The following is a 22,392-nucleotide window of genomic DNA, read 5'->3' as shown; positions in this document are numbered from 1 at the left end:
CTGCCTTGGTGTCCAGCGTGCCGGAACGACGGGGGCGGGTCCGCATCGTGTTCGGACCCGCCCCCGGGGGTGTCTTCGCCCGTGTCGGCTACTCGGCGGCCTCGGCCAGGGTCACCTCGACGCTGAGATCACCGTCGTCGGTGGTCGCGAAGTCGATCCCCGCGGCGCGACCGGCGGCGGCGATGTCGCCGGAGGCCGCGCGGGCGGACTCGGCCTGCTTGCCGGAGACGCGGACGAGGTCGACCTCGGCGCGCATCGACAGCTTGGCCTCCGACTTGGCCTTGCGGACCGCGCGCAGCACCTCGGCGGTGGCGGCCAGGACGGCCGGGTCGCCACCGGCGGCCGCGGCGCGGTACTCGGCGGCGTCGGGCCAGCTCTGGGCGTGAACCGAGCCGTCCTGCCACCAGCTCCAGACCTCGTCGGTGACGAAGGGGACGAAGGGGGCGAACAGCTTGTGCAGGGCACCCAGGGCGATGAGCAGCGCGGCGCGGGCGGAGGCGCCCTCGGCGGACTCGGTGTCGTAGGCGCGGGTCTTGACGAGCTCCAGGTAGTCGTCACAGAAGTCCCAGAAGAAGCGCTCGGTGCGCTCCAGGGCCCGGGTGTGGTCGTAGGAGCGGAAGGCCGTCGTGGCCTCCTCGACCACGTCGGCGAGCGCGGCCAGCATGGCCCGGTCCAGGGGTTCGGTGACCTGGGCCGGGTCGGTGGTGGCGTTCTCACCGGCGACCGACATGACGAACTTGCTGGCGTTGAGGATCTTGATGGAGAGTCGGCGGCCGACCTTCATCTGGCCCTCGTCCAGGGCGGTGTCGGTGCCCAGGCGGCCGCTGGCGGCCCAGTACCGGACCGCGTCGGAGCTGTACTTCTCCAGCAGGGCCACCGGGGTGACGACGTTGCCCTTGGACTTGGACATCTTCTTGCGGTCCGGGTCCAGGATCCAGCCGGAGATGCCGGTGGTGTTCCAGGGCAGGCTGCCGTTCTCGAAGTGGGCGCGGACCACGGTGGAGAACAGCCAGGTGCGGATGATGTCCTGGCCCTGCGGGCGGAAGTCCATCGGGAAGACCCGCTCGAACAGGTCCTGGTCGCGTTCCCAGCCGGAGGCGATCTGCGGGGAGAGCGAGGAGGTCGCCCAGGTGTCCATGACGTCCGGGTCGCCCATGAACCCGTTGGCCCGGCCGCGCTGCTCCTCGGTGTACCCGGCGGGCACCTGGGAGCTGGGGTCGATCGGCAGCTGGTCCTCGGAGGGCAGCAGCGGAGCGTCGTAGTCCGGGTTGCCGTCCGCGTCCAGCGGATACCAGACCGGGAACGGGACGCCGAAGAAGCGCTGGCGGCTGATCAGCCAGTCGCCGTTGAGGCCCTCGACCCAGTTCTCGTAGCGCTGGCGCATGTGCTCGGGGTGCCAGGTGAGCTCACGGCCGCGCTCGATGAGCTGGGCGCGCACGTCCTCGTCCCGGCCGCCGTTGCGGATGTACCACTGGCGGGTGGTGACGATCTCGAGGGGCTTGTCGCCCTTCTCGTAGAACTTCACCGGGTGGGTGATGGGCTTGGGGTCTCCGACGAGGTCGCCGCTCTCCTTGAGGAGTTCGACGGTGCGCTCGCGCGCGGTGTGGACCGTGGCCCCGGCCAGCCTGGCGTAGGCCTCGCGGGCGGCGTCGGAGTCGACCCCCCTGGGCGGGTCCGCGATGACGCGGCCGTCCCAGCCGATGATGGGGCGGGTCTCCAGCTGGAGCTCGCGCCACCAGGTGACGTCGGTGGTGTCACCGAAGGTGCAGATCATCGCGATGCCGGACCCCTTCTCGGGGTCGGCGAGGTGGTGCGCCCGCACCGGGACCTCGACACCGAAGACCGGGGTGGTCACCGTGGTGCCGAACAGGTCCTTGTACCGCTCGTCGTCGGGGTGGGCGACCAGGGCGACGCAGGCGGCCAGCAGCTCGGGGCGGGTGGTCTCGATGTGGACCGGGGTGCCGTCCGGCTTGTGGAAGGCGACCTTGTGGTAGGCGCTGGGACGCTCGCGGTCCTCCAGCTCGGCCTGGGCGACGGCGGTGCGGAAGGTGACGTCCCACAGGGTGGGCGCCTCCGACATGTAGGCCTCGCCCCGGGCCAGGTTGCGCAGGAAGGCGCGCTGGGCGGCGGCGCGGGAGATGCCGTCGATGGTGGCGTAGGTGTGCCGCCAGTCGACGCTCAGCCCCAGACGGCGCCAGATGGACTCGAAGACCTTCTCGTCCTCGACCGTGAGGATGTCGCACAGCTCGATGAAGTTGCGGCGGGAGACGGGGATCTGCCGCTTGGGGTCGGGCTTCTGCGGCGGCTGGAAGTCCGGGTCGTAGGGGACCGAGGGGTCGCAGCGGACGCCGTAGTAGTTCTGGACGCGGCGTTCGGTGGGCAGGCCGTTGTCGTCCCAGCCCATCGGGTAGAAGACGGCCTTGCCGTTCATCCGCTGGAAGCGCGCGACGGTGTCGGTGTGCGTGTAGGAGAACACGTGACCGATGTGCAGCGAGCCCGAGACCGTGGGCGGCGGCGTGTCGATCGAGTAGACGTCCTCGCGGCTGCGGGTCCGGTCGAAGTGGTAGACGCCGGACTCATCCCATACGTCCACCCACTTCGCCTCGATACCGTCCAGCGAAGGCTTGTCGGGCATGCGGAAGGAATGAGAGCGGTTGGTCATGCGGGCAATATTAGCCCTCCGCGCACCCTGGTCGTCCCGCTTTTCCACCCCTGGCAGGGACGACGGGGCGGGCCGTGACGGCGGCCACCGCTGCGGGCGTGAGGGCCAGCGTGAAAGGATTCCCCCAGCGGACGTCGCGCGTCCGCGCGCACCATCGTACGCACTAGGGAACGGTGAACGATTCACATGGCAAAGAAGGACGGTGAGGTCGCACCGGTCATCATCGGCATGGTCGCGGGTTTCGCGGCCGAGTTCGTCACACGCAAGGCCCTGACCTTCGCGTGGACGCGCGCCACCGGTGAGGAACCGCCCACGGACCTGGAGTCCCCGGACGTCAGCCTCGGGCGTGCCCTCGGCTGGGCCGTGGTGGCGGGTGTGGGCGTCGAGGTGGCCAGAGTGCTGGCCGTCCGCGCCGCCCGCAAGCAGCTGGTCGGCTCCGGCGGGCGGGACCTGGAGGTCTGAGCCCCGCCCGGCCGGGCATCTCGCGACGACGGTGGACGGCCCACCACATGGGTCCAACCCACGTGCGGTCGGCCGTCCACCGTCGTTCTGCGAGCCACCGTCCGACGGTCGATCGGGTCCTGGGCCCGTACTCCTCAGCGTCCTCGGATACCGTGGAGTGTCGGTCTAGGAACCGTCGCCGCCAGTGTCAGGCGCACTCCTTGCAGACCAGCTGACCGGCGCGCTGCTCAGCGAGCTGACTGCGGTGGTGCACCAGGAAGCAGCGCGAGCAGGTGAACTCGTCGGCCTGGCGGGGAAGCACGCGCACGGCGAGCTCCTCACCGGACAGGTCGGCACCGGGCAGTTCCATGCCCTCCGCCACCTCGTCGGGGTCGACGTCGATGGTGCCGGTGCCCTTGTCCACGCGCCGCGCCTGCAGCTCCTGGAGGCTGTCCTCGTTGATGTCCTCGTCAGTCTTGCGCGGGCTGTCGTAGTCGGTCGCCATCTCTGCTAACTCCATCCCCCTCGTTTAGTGCCTCGTCGCGCGGGTGTAACGCTTGAGAGACCTTAGTTGTGCCCGAATCGGCCGACGAGTTTTCCGGTGTCGTCCGACCGTGCCCCCTCCCGGGTCACAGTCCACAGGTCAGCAGCACTTCGACGGGATCGTGACCGGAGGCGGCCAAGGTTGGGTGGCCCCTCACGGGTCGTTCCCTGCGGTACTACCCGACACCGGGTGTCTCGTAGACCCGAAAACACGCTTGCGCCCACATGCCGGACCAGCCTGGAGCACTCCCCCGAGTACGGGCGAAAACCCAGACATGCCCACGTCAGGAGGGATTCCCTCCGTGTCCACGCCCGGGGAAGCATACCCACCGCAGGTCGACACTCGTGACAGGGGTGGGCGTGTCTTCGGACACGTATAGATACCACGAAGCGGAGCGGTACGCAGCTCGGCCCCCACCTCTAGCGACGTTCGGCGTTCTCCGTCCCGTTACCCGAAGGCACGGGCAGGCACACCGTGACGACCAGACCGCCGCCCGCGCGCGGCCACGCGGTCACCACGCCCGCGTGGGCGCGTACCACCGAACGCACGATGGACAGGCCCAGACCGGCGCTGCGCCCCGATCCCACGCGGTCGCCGGAACCGCGCCGGAAGGGTTCGAACAGGCCCTCGATCTCGTAGGCGGGGATGACCTTGCCCGAGTTCTCCACCTGGACGGCGGGCATCCCCTCGTACATGCCGCTGCGGACGGTGATCTCGCCTTCGTCGACGTTGTACTTGAGGGCGTTCTCGACCAGGTTGGCCACGAGGCGTTCCAGCAGCACGGGGTCACCGACCACCGGGGCGGGCCGCAGGTCCTGGCGCAGGGAGAGCCCCGACTCGTCGATGGAGCCGGAGAGCTGGCTGAGGACGGTCCCGGCGACCTCGCTCAGGTCGACCCTGGCCTTGGACTCCAGCTCGCGGTCGCTCTTGGCCAGGAACAGCAGGCCGTCGATGAGGCGTTCGTGGCGGGCGTTGGTCTCCAGGAGGGTCTGACCGACGGTCTTGAGGTCCGGTGAGACGTCCGGGGCGCTCAGGGCCACCTCCAGGAGGGTGCGGTTGATCGCCAGGGGCGTACGCAGCTCGTGGGAGGCGTTGGCGACGAACCGCCGCTGCCCGTCGAAGGCCCGGTCGAGGCGTTCGAGCATGCCGTCGAAGGTGTCCGCGAGCTCGCGGATCTCGTCGTCGGGCCCGGACAGGGCGATGCGCTCGTGCAGGGAGCGTTCGGAGAGCCTTCGGGCGATGCGGGTGATCTTCTGGAGCGGCGACAGCGCGCGGCCCGCCACGGCGTATCCCAGGGCCACGGCGAGCAGGCCCACGAGGAACAGGGCGAGCAGGGAGAACCGGGTGACGTGGGTGAGGACCTGCTCGATGTAGTGGCTGTTCTCGATCAGCTCCGCCGGGCTCTCCTCGGCCAGGAGCGCGTTGAGCAGGACCGCGACGACCAGGTAGTTGACCAGGACCAGCAGGGAGCCCGCCGCGAAGAACAGCATCCCGTAGATGAGCGTCAGGCGGGCGCGCAGGCTGAGGTTGTCGGTGAAGCGGTGGACCGTGGCGTGCACGGTCGTGTGCGCGGAGGAGCGTTCGGCACCGTCCCCGCTCGGGGCGACGGAGTTCAGGCTGCGCCAGGTCCCGGTGTCGCCGGGACGCGTGGGTTCGACCTGTCCCGGTTCCGGTCGCTCCCCCGGTCTCACAAGCGGTACCCCGCCCCCGGAACGGTCTGGATGACCGGTGGGTCACCGAGTTTCTTGCGCAGGGTCATGACGGTGACCCGCACGACGTTGGTGAACGGGTCGGCATTCTCGTCCCAGGCCTTCTCCAGCAGCCCCTCCGCGCTGACCACGGTCCCCTGGGCGCGCATGAGCACCTGGAGGACGGCGAACTCCTTGGGGGTGAGCGAGACCTCGCGGCCGTCGCGGTGCACCTGGTGGTTGGCCGGGTCCAGGGTGATGCCGCCCCGCTCCAGCACCGGCGGCAGCGGGGGCGCGGAGCGCCGTCCCAGGGCGTGCACGCGGGCGATGAGCTCGGCGAAGGCGAAGGGTTTGGCCAGGTAGTCGTCGGCCCCGAGGGTGAGCCCCTCGACCTTGTCCTCGACACCGTCGGAGGCGGTGAGCATCAGGATCCGGCCGTTGTAGCTGTCGGTGACCAGGGAGCGGGCGACGTCGTCGCCGTGCGTACCGGGGAGGTCGCGGTCCAGGACGACGACGTCGTAGTCGTTGACCGAGGTGTACTCCAGGGCGGTGTCGCCGTCGTAGACGACGTCCACGGCCATGGACTCCCTCCGCAGACCGACCGCGACGGCGTCGGCCAGGACCCGTTCGTCTTCGACCACGAGTACGCGCAAGGTAGTCCTTCTGGAGCTTCGGTGTCTGGAAACAAAAAGGGGGCCGCTGCCGGCGCATCCCCCAACACACCGGCAGCGGCGTTCTTGGTCCCGGCCGCGTCAACCGTTCTTTCACAGTGGAGGTAAGGAGACGGTAAACCCTCGGGTTTCCTCTGTCCCCTCGCCCCCGTGTGCCACGGGCGCTGGGCCGGGAGCCTCGCGGCTCCCCCTACTGTGCACGGGGCGGCCGCCGCCGGCGAATCCCCCAACCGTCGGCGACGGCTCAACCCCGCACATCTCAAATCTGACACATCAAGAATAAGAAACAAGTAAGCACAAGGCCTGTTCGGAAAATGTGTCTTGCGACACTCTTTACCGTCACTTGACCGGAAGGCCACGCGGGCGCGGCCGCCTTCGGAGCGCCGACCGCCCGCGCCCCACTGAGGGGCGCTTTTTCATCTTACGGAAGCGCCCCCTCGCCCGCCGGGGAATCACGGATCCGTCACACGCGGGGGGCGGGGGTTTGACCTGGATCACAGTGCGGTAGAGGTAGGAGACGCACGCGTGGACACCGGGCACCGCCCCGGACCGCGACGGGCACGCATGTCACAGGGTCGTGACGTCTTCGATTCGTGCGCACGCGCAGGCGTGCGCATACGGATTGCGCCGGGGCGCCACCATGCCCCGGTGCCTACCCCTGGAAGAGGTGCAATGGGCGAGTTCATGGCGGAGATCAAGGTCCGTATCAACGAGACCTACCGGTCGCTCGAATCGGCGAGGGACGCCGGGGACGAGTTCCTCGCCGACACCCACGCGTCGGAGCTGGAGGATCTCTACCGCATCGCGGCCCGCAACGGCGTCGACGCCCACTCCTGAACGGAGCGGCGGACGCCGTCCCCCGCCCCCCTGAGGGGTCCGGGGCAGGCTACGTCGGGGCGGGGCGCGCCACCTCCTCGTGAGGGGTCGCGACCCCGTCTCCCCCGCGCCCCGGGTGCCACCGGCACCCGGGGCGTTCCCGTGTCCGGGTCAGCCGTCGGTGTCGGCGCCGAGCGGCGCGAGGAGGGCGTCGAGCCGCTCGTAGAGGCCGGTGCGGGCGACGATCACCAGGTCGTTGCTGGGCGGTCCCCCGTGCGGTCCCCCCACGCGCAGGCCGGCCTCGCTGGCGACCAGCCCGGGCGCGGCCCAGTCCCACAGGTGGAGTCCGCGTTCGTAGTAGGCGTTGTAGCGCCCGGTGGCCAGGCCGGTGATGTCGACCGCCGCCGAGCCGACCCGGCGGATGTCGCGGATGTGCGGGATCACCTCGGTGAGCACCCTGGCCTGCTGGAGGCGGCGTTCGGGGAAGTACCCGAAGCCGGTCGCGACCAGCGCCCTGTCGAGCGGGACCGTCTCGGGGGCGCACAGGTCCCGCCCGTCGAGCCGGGACCCGCCGCCCAGGACGGCGTCGAACATCTGCCCGTGCGCGGGGAGGTGCACGGCGGCCGCCACGACCACGCCGTCGATCTCCGCCGCGACGGCGACGCCCCAGTCGGGGCTCCCGTAGAGGTAGTTGACGGTGCCGTCGATGGGGTCGACGACCCAGCGCACCCCGCTGGTCCCCTCGACCCCTCCGCCCTCCTCACCGAGGACCGCGTCGTGCGGTCGGGCCGCGAGCAGCCGGTCCCGGACGAGGTCCTCGGTGGCGCGGTCCATCTCGGTGACGACGTCGGTGGGGCTGGACTTGGTGTCCAGGACGGTGATGCCCTCCTGCCCCTTGGCCGCGAGCTCTCCGGCCTCGGCCGCGACAGCGACGGCGAGGTCCCGCAGCTTCTCCGGATCGTGGGGGGACTGGATGGTGGTCACGGGTGCCCTTCCGCTCGTGGCCCCCGGGTCCGTCGTGCCCGGAGCGTCCGCACCCGAACTCTATGCGGCGCCCGCGCTCCCGCCGGAGGCGGCGGACGGCGGCCGCCGTGAACGGCGGAGGAGGGCCCCGGCGTGTGCCGGGACCCTCCCAGGGGCGCGTCCGCGTGTGTCGCGGGCGGGAGCCGGGGCGGGCGTCCGCCGACGGCCTAGAGCAGCTCGGGCCTGATCCACTCCTTGCCGTGGACGTGGTGGTCCAGGAAGGCGAAGATCGTCTCGTACCAGACCTGCGCGTTGCCCGGGGTGAGGATCCAGTGGTTCTCGTCCGGGAAGTACAGGAACTTGGCGTCGACCTCGTGCAGGAGGAGGTCGCGCCACAGGCGCAGCCCCTCCCCGATCGGCACCCGGTAGTCCTTGTCACCGTGGATGACCAGCATCGGCGTACGGATCCTGTCCGCGTGCAGGTGCGGCGAGTTCAGCTGGTAGCGCTCCGGCTGGGCCAGGGGCGTGCCGAACTCGCTCTCCCAGACCGGCGGGTAGTCGGTGGTGCCGCTGAACCCGTCCAGCTGCCACAGGGAGGCGTGCGAGACGATGGCCTTGAAACGGTCGGTGTGCCCGGCGATCCAGTTGGCCATGTACCCGCCGAACGAGCCGCCCATCATGGCGGTGTGCTCTGCGTCGATGTCCTCACGGGCCTCGGCGGCGTCGGTGATGGCCATGACGTCGGCGTGCGTGCGCGGGCCCCACTGGCCCCAGGCGCGGCGGAGCATGTCCTGGCCGTATCCGGTGGACAGCGCGGGGTCCGGGAGCAGGACCGCGTAGCCGCGGGCCGCGAGGATCCACGGGTTCCAGCGCCAGGACCAGCCGTTGAAGCTCATGTAGGGGCCGCCGTGCACCCACAGCATGAGCGGGGCGGGCGACTCGGCGGAGGCCTCCTCGGGCAGCACCAGCCAGGAGCGGACGCGGGTGCCGTCGTCGGCGGTGGTCTCGATCTCGGTGAGGGTGCCCGGCATGGTCAGCTCGGAGCCGGGGGTGCGCAGGTACGCGGGCTGGCCGTCGGTGGCGTCGGCGTCCAGGCGGACCGGGGTGGGCGGGGCGTCCCAGGCGTCGCGGAGGGCGAAGACGTGGCGGCCGTCCGGGGACGGGTTCAGGGCGCTGTAGGCGCCGTGGTCGCCGGTGATCCGGGTGAGTTCGCCGGTGGCCACGTCCAGGCGGAAGACCGGGCGGCGACCGTTCTGGTCCGCGATGAGGAAGACCGTGCCGGAGTCGGCCGACCACGCGTAGTCCCGGGGCCACAGCTCGTGCTCGGGCAGCAGGTCGCGGCCCTCACCGGTGGCCAGGTCGGTGATCCACAGCGTGGCGTCGCGGGGCTCGCCGTCGTAGCTGCCCTCGGTGCTGGCCTGCGTGAGGACCCTGGTGCCGTCCGGCGAGACCAGGGGGCCGCCGAACTCGTACACGGTGTCGGGGCCGCCGACGACGGTGCGGCGCTCGCCGGAGGCCGTGTCGATGGCGACGACCTCGTCCCGGCGGGCCCCGCCCGAGGTGGGCACGGACCAGCCGGTGAGCAGGGTGGAGCCGTCCGGGGTCAGTTCGGGGGCGGAGCCGAGCAGGGACAGGCCCGCGTCGGAGGTGAGGTCGCGGGGCTCACCGAGGCGGGCGTCGTCGTCCTCCGGCGGGGTGGCCGTGAAGACGCGGGGGTGGTCGGGGCCGATGTCGCTGTCCCAGGAGCGGACCGGGAGCGCCTCGTGGAGGATCGCGGTGATCCCGGCCTCCTCGCGGGCCTTCCTGGCCTCGGCGTCGGCTTCGGCGTCCTCGGAGCGGGGCAGGAGGTTGCTGGTGAAGGCGACCAGTCCGGAGTCACGGGCGACCGTGAAGGCGCCGACGCCGCCGGGCCGGGAGGCGACCTGGCGGGCCTCGCCGCCGTTGGCGGGCAGCAGCCACAGGGCGGACCTGGGCTTGTCCTCGCCCTTGGCCTCGGGGTCGACCCGGCCGGTGGTGAAGAGCACCGAGCCGTCGGGGAGGAACTCGACGTTGGACTCGCCCTTGGTGGAGCGGGTCAGGCGTCGGGGGGCGCTCCCGCCCTCGGACTCCGGGGCCACGTCGATCTCCCACAGCGCGCTGCGGAAGGACTTGGCGTCAGGGGCGATGTCGCTGACGGGCGCGACGAGGCGGGTGCCGTCCGGGGACAGGCGCAGCCCGTTCACGCGACGCAGACGGACGTATTCTGGAAGTTCATACCAGGAACGAACCAAGACAGTTACTCCCGAAAAGGTCGACTTGTGGTCTGAGCCGACCCTACCGTTCCCGGTGACCTGAATCACCCCACCTCAGAGGCGGTCAACATTGTTGACAGGGGGGCGCCCGGGAGACGGGATCCTCAGGAGGCGGCCTCCGTTCCACCGCCCATGACGCCCAGGATGTGGCGCAGGCTGTTGTTCACGTGGTCGGACGCGGCCCGCGCCGCCCTCTCCTCGGCACCCTCGCTCACGGCGGCGCAGATCAGGGCGTGCTCGCGGGCGCTCAGCGCCATGCGGGCGGGAGTGCGGCGCGCGACGCGGCGCAGCCGCCGCAGGTGCTGGCGGACGGAGGTGAGGGAGTCCGCCAGGTAGGGGTTGGCCGCGCCCTCGGAGACCTCGGCGTCCAGGCGCTCGGTCAGGGCGTAGTAGTCGGCGTCGTCGACCCCCGAACCGTCCTCGAACCGGGAGCACCACTCCAGGAACCGCCGCTCCAGCTCCGCGAACACGGCGCGCTCCTCGGCGCGGGCGCACAGCCGGACCGCGTAGGCCTCCAGGGCCTCGCGCATCTGGAACTGGTGCACGACGTCCCGGAGGGCGATCTCCGTGACGAAGGCACCCCGGCCGGGGCTGATCCGCACGAGGCCGTCCCGGGTGAGCCGGTGCAGCGCCTCGCGCAGGGGTGTCCTGGACACGCCGAGGCGTTCCGCGAGGCGGGTCTCGTTCAGGTGGGTGCCCGGGGGCAGCTCCCACTCCACGATCTCCTCGCGCAGCCGCCCGTACACCAGATCGCCCTGTCCCACCCGTGCTCCTCCCGGGTCCGCGCCGGAGGCCCGGCGCCGTCCGACCACGCCGCTTGACATCGTCCATCCTGCCGGTCCAAGCTCTGACCAGATTGTATACAAGCGGTATCCAGGGCGTGCGCCGACCGGACCACGCCCTGGAGACGAGGAGAGGGGCCCGGGAAATGAGGGCGACCACACGGCTGCGCGCACTGGTCGAGGGGGACGGCACCCACGTCGCCCCGGGGGTGTTCGACGGGCTCACCGCCCGCCTGGCCGAACGGAGCGGCGCCGAGCTGGTCTACGCCAGCGGCGGCGCGATCGCGCGGGGCCACGGGGTGCCGGACATCGGCCTGCTGGGGGTGACGGAGGTCGCTGACCGGCTGGCGCAGATCACGGCGGTGACGTCGCTCCCGGTCATCGCGGACGCCGACACCGGGTTCGGCAACGCCGTGAACGCGGTACGCACGGTGGGGCTCTTCGAGCGGGCGGGCGTGGCCGGGCTGCACCTGGAGGACCAGACCTTCCCCAAGCGCTGCGGTCACCTGGACGACAAGTCGTTGGTGCCCACCGGCGAGATGGTGGGCAAGCTCCGCGCGGTGCTGGACGCGCGGACCGACCCGGACCTGGTCGTGATCGCCCGCACGGACGCCATCGCCTCGGAGGGGGTGGACGCCGCGTTGGAGCGTGCGCGCGCCTACCGGGACGCCGGGGCCGACGTCATCTTCGTCGAGGCCCCCGAGAGCGTGGAGCAGATCGAGCTGATCGCCCGGGAGGTCCCCGGGCCCAAGCTGATCAACATGTTCCACGGCGGGAAGACCCCGGTCGTGCCCCGGGAACGCCTGGCCGAGCTGGGGTACCGCCTCGTCATCATCCCCTCCGACCTCCAGCGGGCGGTGATCAGGGCCTGCGAGGACGTGCTGGCGGCGATCGTCCGCGACGGAGACAGCTCGGCCGTCGCGGACTCGCTCGCGTCGTTCGCCGAGCGTGAGGAGATCGTCCGGACCACGGACTACCTCGCGCTCGGAACCTGAGACCGGTCCCCCGCCGGCGCGAACCGCGCCGGTGCGGGGGTGACCGGTCCGGGAGCGCGGTCCCGGGCTACCGGGTGGGGGTCAGCGCTGCGCGCAGCACTGGCCGCCGCCCTCGGCACAGGGCGGCAGGGAGGTCAGCCGCCGCTCCTCGGTGCGGCCGGTGTACTCGCGCACCAGCTCGGTCACCATCGACACGAACGCGGGGTGCGTGCCGGGGCTGAGCGCCCGCTCGTAGCCGATCCCCAGCTTCGCGGCGGTGTCGCGGGCCTCCACGTCGAGGTCGAACTTGACCTCCATGTGGTCGGAGACGAACCCGTGCGGGACGACCACCACGGCGGGGACGCCCTCGGCGGCCAGCTCCTCCATCCGGTCGTTGACGTCCGGCTCCAGCCAGGGCTGGCTGGGCGGGCCGCTGCGGCTCTGGTAGACGAGCTCGTAGGGGTAGGCGCGGTCCAGGCGCTCCACCACCAGGCGCGCCACCTCGGCCAGCTGGGCCCCGTAGGCGCCCGCCTCCCCGTAGCCCTGGCCCGGACCTCCGCTGGCCTCGGCCATCGCGGTGGGGATGGAGTGCGCGGAGAACAGCAGGCGCACCCCCTCGCGCTGCTCCTCGGGGAGTCGCTCCAGGCACTCCTGGGTGTACTGCGCCAGGGGACCGACGAAACCGGGGTGGTCGTAGAACGGGCGGATCAGGTCGACCTCGGGGGCGTCCTCACCGAGCGCGGCGAGGGCGCGCTCGATGTCCTCGTGGTAGGCGGTCCGGCTGGACCAGTTGCAGTAGGCGGAGGTGGGCAGCGCCAGCACACGGCGCACACCGTCCTTGCGCATCTGCTCCAGAGTGTCGGTGAGCATCGGCTCCCAGAACCGGTTGCCCCAGTAGATCGGCAGGTCGATGCCGTGGGATTCGAAGTCGGCGGTGACCGCGGCGAGCAGGTCCCGGCACTGCTGGTTGATCGGGCTCACTCCACCGAAGAGGAAGTAGTGCTCACCGACCTCCGCCAACCGTTCGCGGGGGATGTTGCGCCCGCGGGTGACGTTCTCCAGGAACGGGATGACCTCATCCTCGCCCTCCGGGCCACCGAAGGAGATCAGCAGAAACGCGTCGTAAGGCCTCATGCACCTCATGAAACCAGCTCCCCGCGACCTCCTCGATCCGCCCCGGCCCGAGTGACGGGACTTTCGTACCTTCCGTGACCAGCGACACTCCTGGTCTGTTCACGGAAGTGACCGATGGGTAATGTCGCCGCATGACTGATGTGTTGTGGCACACCTGGGCCGACACCCACCAGGCCCGCCCGCGCCGAACGGCGACCCCCGACAGCACCCAGGACGTCGTCTCCGCCGTCACCTCGGCGGCCGCGGAGGGCCTGCGCGTGCGCATGGTCGGCTCCGGGCACTCCTTCACGGACGTGGCCGTCACCGACGGTCTGCTCCTGGCTCCCACCTCACTGAACCGCGTACGGTCGATCGACGTCGGGGCCGGGACCGCCACCGTCGAGGCGGGAACGCCCCTGTGCGACTTCAACGACGCGCTGGCCGCCGCGGGTGTGGCCCTGTCCAACATGGGTGACATCGCGGTGCAGACCGTCGCCGGTGCCGTGCAGACCGGAACGCACGGCACGGGCCGAGACGCGGGCGGCCTCGCCAGTCAGGTCGTGGGACTGGAGATGGTCCTCGCCGACGGATCCGTGGTCGAGTGCTCGGCCGAACGCGACCCCGACCTCTTCCACGCGGCCAGGGTCGGCCTGGGCGCGTTCGGCGTGGTGACGGCGCTGACCTTCGCGGTGCGTCCGGCCTTCCTGCTGCACGCCCGGGAGGCGCCCATGCCCCTGGACGAGGTACTGGAACGGCTCCCGGAGCTGCGCGCGGAGAACGACCACTTCGAGTTCTTCTGGTTCCCGCACACCGGGAACACCAACACCAAGCGCAACAACGTCTCCGAGGGACCGGCCGCGCCGCTGTCCGCCTTCAAGGGCTGGCTGGACGACGCCTTCCTGTCCAACACCGTCTTCGACCGGATCAACCGGGTGTGCCGTCGCTTCCCGTCGACGGTCCCCACGGTGAACCAGATCAGCTCGCGCGCCCTGTCCGCGCGGACCTACACCGACGTCTCGCACAAGGTGTTCGCCTCGGTGCGCGACGTGCGCTTCGTGGAGATGGAGTACGCCGTCCCGGCGGAGCACCTGGTGGACGTGCTGCGGGAGGCCAGGTCCATCGTGGACCGGGGCGACCACAGGGTGAGCTTCCCGGTGGAGGTGCGCTTCGCCCCGGCCGACGACGTGTGGCTGTCCACCGCCCACGAGCGCGAGACCGCCTACGTGGCGGTGCACATGTACAAGGGAACGCCCTACGAGGCGTACTTCTCCGACATGGAGGCGGTGTTCACCTCCGTGGGCGGGCGTCCGCACTGGGGCAAGATGCACACCCGCGACCGCGCCTACCTGGAGGGCGTGTACCCGCGTCTGGGCGACGCGCTGGCGGTGCGGGACCGGGTGGACCCGCACCGCCGGTTCGGCAACGCCTACCTGGACAAGGTGTTCGGGTAGGCGTTGCCGGGTCGGGACGGTGTCCGGCTAGCCGACGGGGGTCGTGGCGGGCTCCGGGGCGGGGTCGCCCTCGGGCTGGGGCCGGGTCCCGGGGTCGGGTGCCTCTCCGCCGCCCGGGTCCACCGGCTCTTCCCCGTCCACGGGAGGTGCGGTCGGGTCGGTCTGCCCGCCGCCGGGCGTCTCCGGGTCGGTCTCGACCGGGGGCGTCCCGGTCTCGGGGCCGACCGGCTGCTGCTCGGTCTCCGGACGCTGGGTGCCGGTGTCGCCCTCGTCGGCGGGCTGGTCCCCGCCGCCGTCGGTCTCGGGCGTCTCGACGGGCTCCTCCTCGTCCTGCACGGGCGCGGAGTGGCCGCCGAGCAGCGAGGGCGAGGTGTGTTCGTCCTGCCCCTGGGTCCAGGCCGTGAGCGACCGTCCGGTGGCCAGCTCGAAGGCCAGGATCACCAGCATGACCAGGGTGAACACCGCTGCGGCCGAGATGACCACGGTGCGCCAGCCGCGCTTGGGGCGCTCGTCGTCGGCCTCGTCGTCCGTGTCGGGGCCGGACGGGTCGGAGGGGTGTCCGGTGCCACGTCCGACCGCGGGGAGGAGTTCGGTGGCGTCCGCTCCGGCGGGTCCGCCGACGAGGGTGAGGTCCTCGGGGTTGCCGAAACCGTGCGCGACGGTCTGGCCCGGCAGGTCGCGCCCGACGGTCGGCATGGCCATCGTCCGGGTGGCGTCGTCGTCCTCGGGGAGGTCGAACGGCTCGGCGGTCCCGGTGCCGGTGTCGAACCCCGTGCTCACGAACCCGGCCTGCTCGAACGCGGCCGTCCGGGTCGCGGACAGGTGTTCGTCGGCGCGGGCCTCGGCCTCGGTGTCGACCAGGGAGCGCACCGCGGTGTGGTGGGCGGCCTTCTTCTCCGCCTTCTCCGCGAGCCCCTTGGCCTGCTCACCGCTGCGGGTGATCCAGTGCTGGATCACCGGTGCGGCGCTGGTGCTCAGCACGGCCATGACGCCCGTGCCGATGACGGTCCCGTAGACGTTCAGGTAGGAGGCGGCGGTGGCGGCGGTCAGCGTCGCGACCCCGGCTCCGGCGACCTGGGCCAGGCTCAGGTCGATCCGCCGCTTCCTGACCCTCTCCTCCTCCGGGCCCTCCCCTCGTGCCTCGAACTCGTCCTCGTGATCGGGTCTTGGCATCGTGCCCTCCCCCCTCTGTCGGCCGCGGTCGGCGCGGCGGGGCACTTGGTCGTGGGATGGGTGTGTGGTGGGGCAGACACACCCGAAGACCCCAAACTTCGCAAACAGCCCATAAGTGGAAACTTCACCTTACGGGCGACTAGCCGCTGATAACGCCATGAAATTGGAATGATCACTGTGTGGCATCCAACGGCGTGTCGAGTTGCGAATGAGGGGTCGCATCATGTTGGGACCTGGTCCGAGATCTGAGTTTTCCCCAGGCCTGGGGGGATTCGAGGCGCCCGGGATACCATCACGGCGGAGCCTTCGTGCGGGATCCGCGACATTCCCCCACGATCGCTCCCGGTCACGGAAGGTTCACCGTGTCAAGATTGGCACCGGAAGTGACCATAAGAGCCCCGAACCCGGGGCGGCTCCCACCGTGGTGTCCACCACGGGCCGGGAGGCGGGCACAGTTCGGACATGCCGGGCGCGGTACTGGCCGAACCGTTGTCGGCCGACCAGACTTGGAGAACGTGGGGGAAGGTCCACCGGACCGACCCTCGACGGGACGCGAAAGGGAGGGCGATGCACGAGCTTCGCCTCGTGGCCGTGAGCGAGGACGGCACCTACCTGGTGCTCGCCAGCACCGGCCGTGGCACCCGATTCATGCTGCCCGTCGACGACCGCCTCCGGGCCGCGGTACGCGGCCAGTTCTCCCGGCTCGGCCAGTACGAGATCGAAGTGGAGAATCCGTTGCGCCCCAAGGAAATCCAGGCCCGCATCCGGTCCGGCGAGACCGCGGAGGCCATCTCCGAGATCTCCGGGATCCCCATCGAACGGGTGCGCTGGTTCGAGGGACCCGTCCTCCAGGAGCGCGGGTACATCGCACAGCAGGCCCAGCGCGCCACCGTGCGCTCCCATGGCGAGACCGGCCCGGGCCCCTCCCTTGAGGAGGTGGTCACCAAGCGGATCGGCGCCCACCAGCTGGAGACCGGCGACGCCGAGTGGGACTCGTGGAAGCGGGAGGACCGCTCCTGGCAGCTCAAGCTGGTCTTCCTGCACGGTGGCGACGAGCGGGTCGCCCACTGGCTGTACGAGCCCAGACACAACAGTGTGACCCCCGCCGACGAGGAGGCCGCCCGGTTCTCCTCCAACGAACCCCTGGAGGCCCTCTCACCGCCGCCCGGGGCCAACGTCACACCCTTCACGCCGCGACGCGGTGAGACCACCGACCTGCCCCGCCTGGACGCGCAGTCCGCCGCTGAGCGACGCCCCGACCACGTCGCCCCGCGCCGCCTGTCACCCGCGCAGGACACGCCGTTGGACGACCCGCTGCGCCCCGTGGCCCGCCAGACCGAGACCGACCAGTTCGGGGTCCCGATCCGTGAGGAGCGCCGCCGTCCGGCGCCGTCGCGGCAGGAGCCCGAGCCCCGACGCGCCTTCGAGGCCCCCGGTGACAGGTTCGCCGGCCAGCGGAACGAGATGCCGCCCGCCGCGCCGCTGCCCGAGGCCCCGAGGCACGCCGCGCACCGCGCCGAACCGGCCGCGCGGCGGTACGCCGAGCCGGCCGACCCGCCGCCCGCGCGCCCCGAACCCCAGTGGTACGAACAGCAGCGCCCCGAGCCCAGGGGACCGGTCTTCGAGGAGAGCGCCTCCGCCGTCCACGAGGCCCCGGCCCGCCCCGAACCGCTCAGGCACGAGGCGCCCCACGAGCACCGTCAGCGTCCGGAGCCTCCCGCGGCGCCGGACTGGCTGGACGCCCGGCCCGCCCCGGCGCCCCAGCCCGAGCCCGCCGAGGCCCCGGCCGAGGACGCGCAGCAGCGGCCGCGCCGCCGCCGGGCCACCATCGACCTCAACGACAAGGGCACGCCGCGCCGCGCCGCCGACCAGGGGCCGCCCACGGCCCCGGCGGTCCCGGCCGCGTCCAGCGGTTCTCCGGCCGGTGGAGCGGCGAAACGCAAGGGTCGGGGCCGTCGGGCCTCGGTGCCCTCATGGGACGAGATCATGTTCGGCTCCAAGAAGAACGAGTGAGCACACCCGGCCCAGGAGCCGGGACCCCGACGGTGAGGGGCGGTCGCACGACGCGACCGCCCCTCACTGTCGTGTTCGGCCCCGTCACGCGTTCCCGGTTCCGGTTCCGGGCTCCTCCTCGACCAGGAAGGGGCGCACCATCTCGGGGGTGATCCGCGCCGCGAACGCCACGGACTCGTCGATCGAGGCGTCCTGGGCGGTGTAGCCGCCCGTGCCCGCGCCCACGGTGACCTGGAGACTGGCCAGAGACGCACGGCGCTGGAAGAGCGTCTGGGTCCAGGACCAGCCGATCACCGCCGTCCGCTCCACCGTGGCCTGGGAGCGGGACAGGGAGCCCGACCGCACGCTCACCCGTTCGCCGTCGTAGCCGTGCCCCAGCGAGCGGTAGCGGTCGATCCCGAGGGGCACCCCGAGCACGGCCAGGACCCCGGCGGCCACGGCCAACCAGGTGACGTCGAAGTAGACGGCCACCCCGGCCACGACCGCGAAGGGCAGGACCGCGCGGGTCAGGCGCCGGAAGAGCGCGGCGCGGGGGTGTCGGACCAACCGCCCGCGGAACAGGGTCAGCGCCCGGTCCACCACCGGCTCCACCGTCGACCGCGGACCGAGCGGCAACAGCACGGCACGGGTGGCGGCGTCGCCCAGGCCGGTGACGATGGCGCGCAGACCCACCACCCCGCGGGTGCGTTCTAGGGGATTGTCCTGGAGCTCGTACCCCCGGATCCGCCGCTTCTCCAGGGTGACGCTGCGCCGGGTGAACAGGCCGCGCTCGGCCACCAGCGAGCCGTCCCGGTCCCGCAGGGAGAAGCCCCAGTGGGTGAGGGCGTAGGAGACGACCGCGAACACCGGCATCAGCAGCACCAGCACGCCCACGAACACCGCCGCGAAGAGCACCAGGAAGGCACGGTCCGCCGTGGTCACCCAGTCGATGAAGAAGTCGGTGACCATCTGGCCCGCCGACTGCTGCACCATGCCGAACAGGGTCGCCACGACCACGAAGGGGGTGACCAGGTAGCCCAGGCTGAGCGCCCCGTACAGGTACCAGCTCCGGGGCATGGTGAAGTACGTGACGGTGTCCTCGGGCCCCGGGCTCGTGCCGCCCGTGCTCGCGGTGCCGTCGGCCCCGGTCACCTGTGGACCGCTCCCCTGTTCGGTGAGCACCGCCTTGCGGTGCAGCAGGACCCGGCGCAGCCGCTCAGCCTCCTCGGCGGAGACGGCGTCGAGTTTGCCGTCCTCGGTCGCCCCGGCCGAACCGGCGGCGGCCTCGATCCGGACCACGGCCACGCCCAGCACGCGGTGCAGCAGGGTGCTGGTGACGTCCACCCCCCGCACGCGTTCCAACGGGATCGTGCGGCGCGAGCGCCGGATCAGGCCCCTGCTGATCTCGACCCGGTCCTCACCCACCTCGTAGCGGAAGGTCCTCCAGGTCACGAACCCGCCGATGAGCAGCACGACGATGCCCATGCCGGTCGCGGCCAGCAGCCAGGGGTTGAACCCGCCCAGCACCAGACCGACGAGGACCGGCAGGAGGAGGCTCCTGAGCTGGTTGATGGGTCCGACCACCATGCTGCGCGGACTGAGCCGCTGCGCGGTCTCCGCACCGAAGCCCGTCGAGGGAGCGCCCTCGGGGGGCTCGCCCCACCAGGACCGCGCGGCCCCGTCCGGCCCCGGAGGCACGGGGTGCCACGGAGCGCCCTGCGGGTACGGCGGGTTCGTCGGGTTCCAGGGCGCGGACGGTCCACCGGGGCCCCAGCCCGCGTGGCCGGGTCCGCCGCCGTGGCCGCCCTGGTGGGGGCCGGGGCCGTAGCCGCCCTGGTGGGGGCCGGGTGCGGGTGCGGGCCTCGGCCCGGGGTACCCGGTGGGTCCGGGATCCCCGCCGGACCAGGTGTTCGGCCCGGGGCGTCGAGCGGGTCCCTGGTCGGGCCGGTGGCCCGACCAGGGACCGGACTGTCCGGGCGTCCCCGGCTGAGGGCCGTGGCCGGACCAGGTGCTCGGCCCGGACGCGGGACCGGACCTCGGGTCAGGGCCGCGACCGGGGTGACCGGTGGGCCCGTAGTGGTTGCCGGACCAGGTGTTCGGGCCGGGGCCTGGTGGGGTCCCAGGGCCGGGGTGGTCGCCGGACCAGGTGCGGGAACCGGGGACGGGCGGGGTCCCGGGGCCCGGCGGGGTCGGCCCGGAGGGCGTGCTGCCCGGGGCGACCCAGGGCCGCGCCTCCCCGGCGGTGTCGGAGTCGGTGGGGTCGGTGCCGGGCTCGTCCGGCTCCTCGTGGCGTCCGTGCTGTTCGTCCATCAGGTCGCGTCGTCCCGCAGGGTTCCGGCGCGCACGGCCAGCTCCTCGCTGAGCCTGCGGGCCTCGTCGGCGTCCAGCCCCTCGATGGTCGAGGAACCGGCGAAGGAGGCGGTCTGCACTTGCAGTGTGGCCACCCCGAAGATCCGTTCGAGCCACCCCTGTGTGTGGTCCACGGTCTGGAGCCGGTTGACCGGGACCAGCTGCCAGGCTCGGCTGATCCACCCCTCACGGGTGTAGATGACGTCGTCGGTGACCTCCCAGCGGTGCACCCGGTACCGCCAGGACGGGACGATCGCGATCTTGGCCACGGCGTACGCGGAGTAGGCCACCGGCAGCGCCCAGGCGTTCCGCGAGGCCCACTCCGGGATCCAGCTCCAGGGCGCCGCGCTCGCGGCCCAGGCGACCAGGCTCAACAGGACCAGGTTGAAGACCGCACCGAAGAGCAGCCGGAGCGTCCACACTCCGATCGCACGCCCGCTCACCCTGCGCGACGGCGGCCGCAGCCGTGCGGTCCCGGCCGGTCCGGGTGGATCGGGGAACTGTCCCGAGGGGGGAATGGCGTCGTGGGGCGGGGTGTTCATCACGTGCACGAGTCTAGGACGTCCCACCCGGACCGGGACGGACGCCAATGATGTCAGGGCGGGGCGAACCATGCTGTCAGCGTTCTGTCAGTGCAGGTCGGCACACTTGGGGACAGACGTTGAAACGGAGGACCAATGACTGACGCCATCCGCGCGGAGGGTCTGGTCAAGCACTTCAAGGGCAAGACCGCCCTTGGCGGAGTGGACCTGACTGCGAGATCGGGGGCCGTGCTGGGCGTCCTGGGACCCAACGGGTCCGGGAAGACGACGACCGTCCGCATCCTCTCCACCCTGCTCAGGCCGGACGCCGGACACGCCGTCGTGGGCGGCCACGACGTGGTGCGCGAACCGCACGAGGTCCGCCGCCAGATCGGCCTCACCGGTCAGTACGCGGCGGTCGACGCCGAGCTGACCGGCACCCAGAACCTCGTGCTCATCGCCCGCCTGCTCGGCTTCGGGCGCGCCGACGCCCGGGCACGCTCCAGGGAACTGCTGGAGCGGTTCGGCCTCTCCGACGCCGCCGACCGCCCCGCCAAGACCTACTCGGGCGGGATGCGCCGCCGTCTGGACCTGGCGGCGAGCCTGGTGGGCCGCCCCGCACTCCTGTACCTGGACGAGCCGACCACCGGTCTGGACCCGCACAGCCGCAACGGCCTGTGGGACGTCGTGCGCGACCTCGTGGCCGACGGCGTGACCGTGCTGCTCACCACCCAGTACCTGGAGGAGGCCGACCAGCTCGCCGACGACATCATCGTGCTGGACCACGGCAAGGTGATCAGCCGGGGCACGCCCGAGGAGCTGAAGAACCACGCGGGCAACCAGGTGCTGCAACTGCGCACCGTGGACCCCGCGCAGCTGCCGCTGGCCACCCGGATCGTCGAGGCCGTCACCAGCTCACCGGTGACCACGGACGGGCTGCTCGCCAGCGTCCCGGTCACCGACGTGGGCGTGCTGCCCGAGACGGTGCGCCGCCTGGACGAACAGGGTGTGTCCGTCGCGGAGCTCTCCCTGCGCAAGCCGAGCCTGGACGAGGTGTTCCTCGCCCTGACCGGCCACACCGCCGAAGACGAGACCGCGGGGCAGCCCGCGAACGAAGGGACCCCAGCATGAGTGCCGTGACGACCCGGCCGAGGTCGGCACAGGAGGGCGCGCCGGTGGCGCCCCCGCGTATCTCCCCCCTGACCACCGTCCAGCACGGGCTCCAGCTCACCTGGCGCAGCGTCCTGAAGATCAGGGCCAACCCCGAAGAGGTCTTCGGGCTGATGCTCCAGCCGGTCATGTTCGTGACCCTGTTCGTCTTCGTCTTCGGGCAGGCGATGATGGGCGACTGGCAGACCTACCGCGACTTCCTGATGCCCGGCATCATCGCGCAGTCGGTCATCTTCGCCACGATGGGCACGGGCTTCAGCCTCAGCCAGGACGTGGAGAAGGGCATCTTCGACCGGTTCCGGTCGCTGCCCATCGCGCGTTCGGGCCCGTTGATCGGCGCCATCCTGGGCGACCTGGTCCGCTATGCGATCACCGTGGTCATGGTGATGGTCGTCGGCCTGGCGATCGGCTTCCGGCCGGACGGCGGGTTCTTCGGTGTCCTGGCCGCCAGCGCCCTGGTGCTGCTGTTCGCGTTCGCCCTGTGCTGGATGTCGGCCTTCGTGGGCATGCTCGCCCGCACACCGATGGCGGTGCAGTCGTTCGCGATGATCCTGCTGTTCCCGCTGACCTTCGGCAGCTCGGCGTTCGTCGCTCCCGACGACATGCCGGGCTGGTTGGCCCCGATCGCGGCGAACAACCCGGTCACGCACGTGGTGGACGCCATGCGCGGGCTCATGCTCGGCGGTGACGCCGCCGCTCCCGTGGCCTGGACGCTGGTCTGGACCCTGGTGATCACGGCGGTCTTCTTCCCGCTGGCCGTCTGGGCCTACCGCCGCCGCACCTGATCCCGT

The 22,392-nt window shown here is 71.7% G+C and carries 18 protein-coding genes; 7 read left to right on the top strand and 11 right to left on the bottom strand.

Going from position 1 to position 22,392, the window contains the following annotated elements:
• Positions 1–88: 88 nt before the first annotated feature.
• Entirely contained in the window at positions 89–2,662 is a 2,574-nt protein-coding gene (valS, locus tag AC0VYL_RS10635; RefSeq protein ID WP_475483014.1) for a valine--tRNA ligase, read from the bottom strand.
• Positions 2,663–2,848: 186 nt separating this feature from the next.
• On the opposite strand from valS, the gene AC0VYL_RS10630 reads away from it, so the two are divergent.
• Entirely contained in the window at positions 2,849–3,124 is a 276-nt protein-coding gene (locus AC0VYL_RS10630; protein ID WP_475462406.1) for a DUF4235 domain-containing protein, read from the top strand.
• 187 nt (positions 3,125–3,311) lie between these two features.
• On the opposite strand, the gene AC0VYL_RS10625 is transcribed toward AC0VYL_RS10630, so the two are convergent.
• The 3 genes from AC0VYL_RS10625 to AC0VYL_RS10615 form a co-directional block, all read right to left on the bottom strand.
• Positions 3,312–3,608: a DUF4193 domain-containing protein gene (locus AC0VYL_RS10625; protein ID WP_013153901.1), complete on the bottom strand. Its 297-nt coding sequence runs from the start codon at positions 3,606–3,608 to the stop codon at positions 3,312–3,314.
• Positions 3,609–4,066: 458 nt separating this feature from the next.
• On the bottom strand, positions 4,067–5,338 hold the full coding sequence (locus AC0VYL_RS10620) for a sensor histidine kinase (protein ID WP_475462404.1): 1,272 nt from the start codon (positions 5,336–5,338) through the stop codon (positions 4,067–4,069).
• The gene (locus tag AC0VYL_RS10615; protein ID WP_475462402.1) at positions 5,335–5,988 is read right to left on the bottom strand and encodes a response regulator transcription factor; all 654 of its coding nucleotides are present in this window, start codon (positions 5,986–5,988) and stop codon (positions 5,335–5,337) included. Before AC0VYL_RS10615 ends, AC0VYL_RS10620 begins: the two co-directional genes overlap by 4 nt.
• Before the next feature lie 690 nt (positions 5,989–6,678).
• Here AC0VYL_RS10615 and AC0VYL_RS10610 point away from each other — a divergent pair.
• The gene (locus tag AC0VYL_RS10610) at positions 6,679–6,843 is read left to right on the top strand and encodes a hypothetical protein (protein ID WP_378739480.1); all 165 of its coding nucleotides are present in this window, start codon (positions 6,679–6,681) and stop codon (positions 6,841–6,843) included.
• A 150-nt stretch (positions 6,844–6,993) separates the two neighbouring features.
• Here the strand turns inward: AC0VYL_RS10610 and AC0VYL_RS10605 are convergent, their stop codons facing one another.
• The 3 genes from AC0VYL_RS10605 to AC0VYL_RS10595 form a co-directional block, all read right to left on the bottom strand.
• Positions 6,994–7,806 carry an inositol monophosphatase family protein gene (locus tag AC0VYL_RS10605; protein WP_475462400.1) on the bottom strand — a complete coding sequence of 271 codons (813 nt, stop codon included), beginning with the start codon at positions 7,804–7,806 and terminating at the stop codon, positions 6,994–6,996.
• A 206-nt stretch (positions 7,807–8,012) separates the two neighbouring features.
• Positions 8,013–10,055 (bottom strand): S9 family peptidase, encoded by a 2,043-nt coding sequence (locus AC0VYL_RS10600; protein WP_475483013.1) that lies wholly within the window; start codon positions 10,053–10,055, stop codon positions 8,013–8,015.
• A gap of 125 nt (positions 10,056–10,180) precedes the next feature.
• The gene (locus tag AC0VYL_RS10595; RefSeq protein ID WP_475462396.1) at positions 10,181–10,840 is read right to left on the bottom strand and encodes a GntR family transcriptional regulator; all 660 of its coding nucleotides are present in this window, start codon (positions 10,838–10,840) and stop codon (positions 10,181–10,183) included.
• A gap of 164 nt (positions 10,841–11,004) precedes the next feature.
• Here AC0VYL_RS10595 and AC0VYL_RS10590 point away from each other — a divergent pair, with 164 nt between their 5' ends.
• The gene (locus AC0VYL_RS10590) at positions 11,005–11,853 is read left to right on the top strand and encodes an isocitrate lyase/PEP mutase family protein (RefSeq protein WP_475483012.1); all 849 of its coding nucleotides are present in this window, start codon (positions 11,005–11,007) and stop codon (positions 11,851–11,853) included.
• Between the two features lie 81 nt (positions 11,854–11,934).
• Here the strand turns inward: AC0VYL_RS10590 and AC0VYL_RS10585 are convergent, their stop codons facing one another.
• The gene (locus tag AC0VYL_RS10585) at positions 11,935–12,966 is read right to left on the bottom strand and encodes a ferrochelatase (RefSeq protein WP_475462391.1); all 1,032 of its coding nucleotides are present in this window, start codon (positions 12,964–12,966) and stop codon (positions 11,935–11,937) included.
• Between the two features lie 131 nt (positions 12,967–13,097).
• On the opposite strand from AC0VYL_RS10585, the gene AC0VYL_RS10580 reads away from it, so the two are divergent.
• Positions 13,098–14,396, top strand: coding sequence for a D-arabinono-1,4-lactone oxidase (locus tag AC0VYL_RS10580; protein WP_475462389.1), 1,299 nt, complete (start codon positions 13,098–13,100; stop codon positions 14,394–14,396).
• A gap of 27 nt (positions 14,397–14,423) precedes the next feature.
• On the opposite strand, the gene AC0VYL_RS10575 is transcribed toward AC0VYL_RS10580, so the two are convergent.
• Positions 14,424–15,569 carry a hypothetical protein gene (locus AC0VYL_RS10575; RefSeq protein WP_475483010.1) on the bottom strand — a complete coding sequence of 382 codons (1,146 nt, stop codon included), beginning with the start codon at positions 15,567–15,569 and terminating at the stop codon, positions 14,424–14,426.
• Between the two features lie 567 nt (positions 15,570–16,136).
• Between AC0VYL_RS10575 and sepH the strand changes: the two genes are divergently transcribed.
• Positions 16,137–17,582 carry a septation protein SepH gene (gene sepH / locus AC0VYL_RS10570; protein WP_475483009.1) on the top strand — a complete coding sequence of 482 codons (1,446 nt, stop codon included), beginning with the start codon at positions 16,137–16,139 and terminating at the stop codon, positions 17,580–17,582.
• A gap of 84 nt (positions 17,583–17,666) precedes the next feature.
• Here the strand turns inward: sepH and AC0VYL_RS10565 are convergent, their stop codons facing one another.
• Positions 17,667–19,871: a PH domain-containing protein gene (locus AC0VYL_RS10565; protein ID WP_475483008.1), complete on the bottom strand. Its 2,205-nt coding sequence runs from the start codon at positions 19,869–19,871 to the stop codon at positions 17,667–17,669.
• Positions 19,871–20,452 (bottom strand): PH domain-containing protein, encoded by a 582-nt coding sequence (locus AC0VYL_RS10560; protein ID WP_475463012.1) that lies wholly within the window; start codon positions 20,450–20,452, stop codon positions 19,871–19,873. Before AC0VYL_RS10560 ends, AC0VYL_RS10565 begins: the two co-directional genes overlap by 1 nt.
• A gap of 135 nt (positions 20,453–20,587) precedes the next feature.
• Here AC0VYL_RS10560 and AC0VYL_RS10555 point away from each other — a divergent pair, with 135 nt between their 5' ends.
• Entirely contained in the window at positions 20,588–21,562 is a 975-nt protein-coding gene (locus AC0VYL_RS10555; protein ID WP_475462382.1) for an ATP-binding cassette domain-containing protein, read from the top strand.
• Positions 21,559–22,386 (top strand): ABC transporter permease, encoded by an 828-nt coding sequence (locus AC0VYL_RS10550; protein ID WP_475462380.1) that lies wholly within the window; start codon positions 21,559–21,561, stop codon positions 22,384–22,386. The genes AC0VYL_RS10555 and AC0VYL_RS10550 overlap by 4 nt, the downstream gene beginning before the upstream one ends.
• Positions 22,387–22,392: the final 6 nt, after the last annotated feature.

The sequence above is a fragment of the Nocardiopsis sp. iso_238 genome (assembly GCF_056173325.1).
Note: the sequence above shows the minus strand (reverse complement) of the source record. Positions and strands in the feature narration are given on the sequence as shown.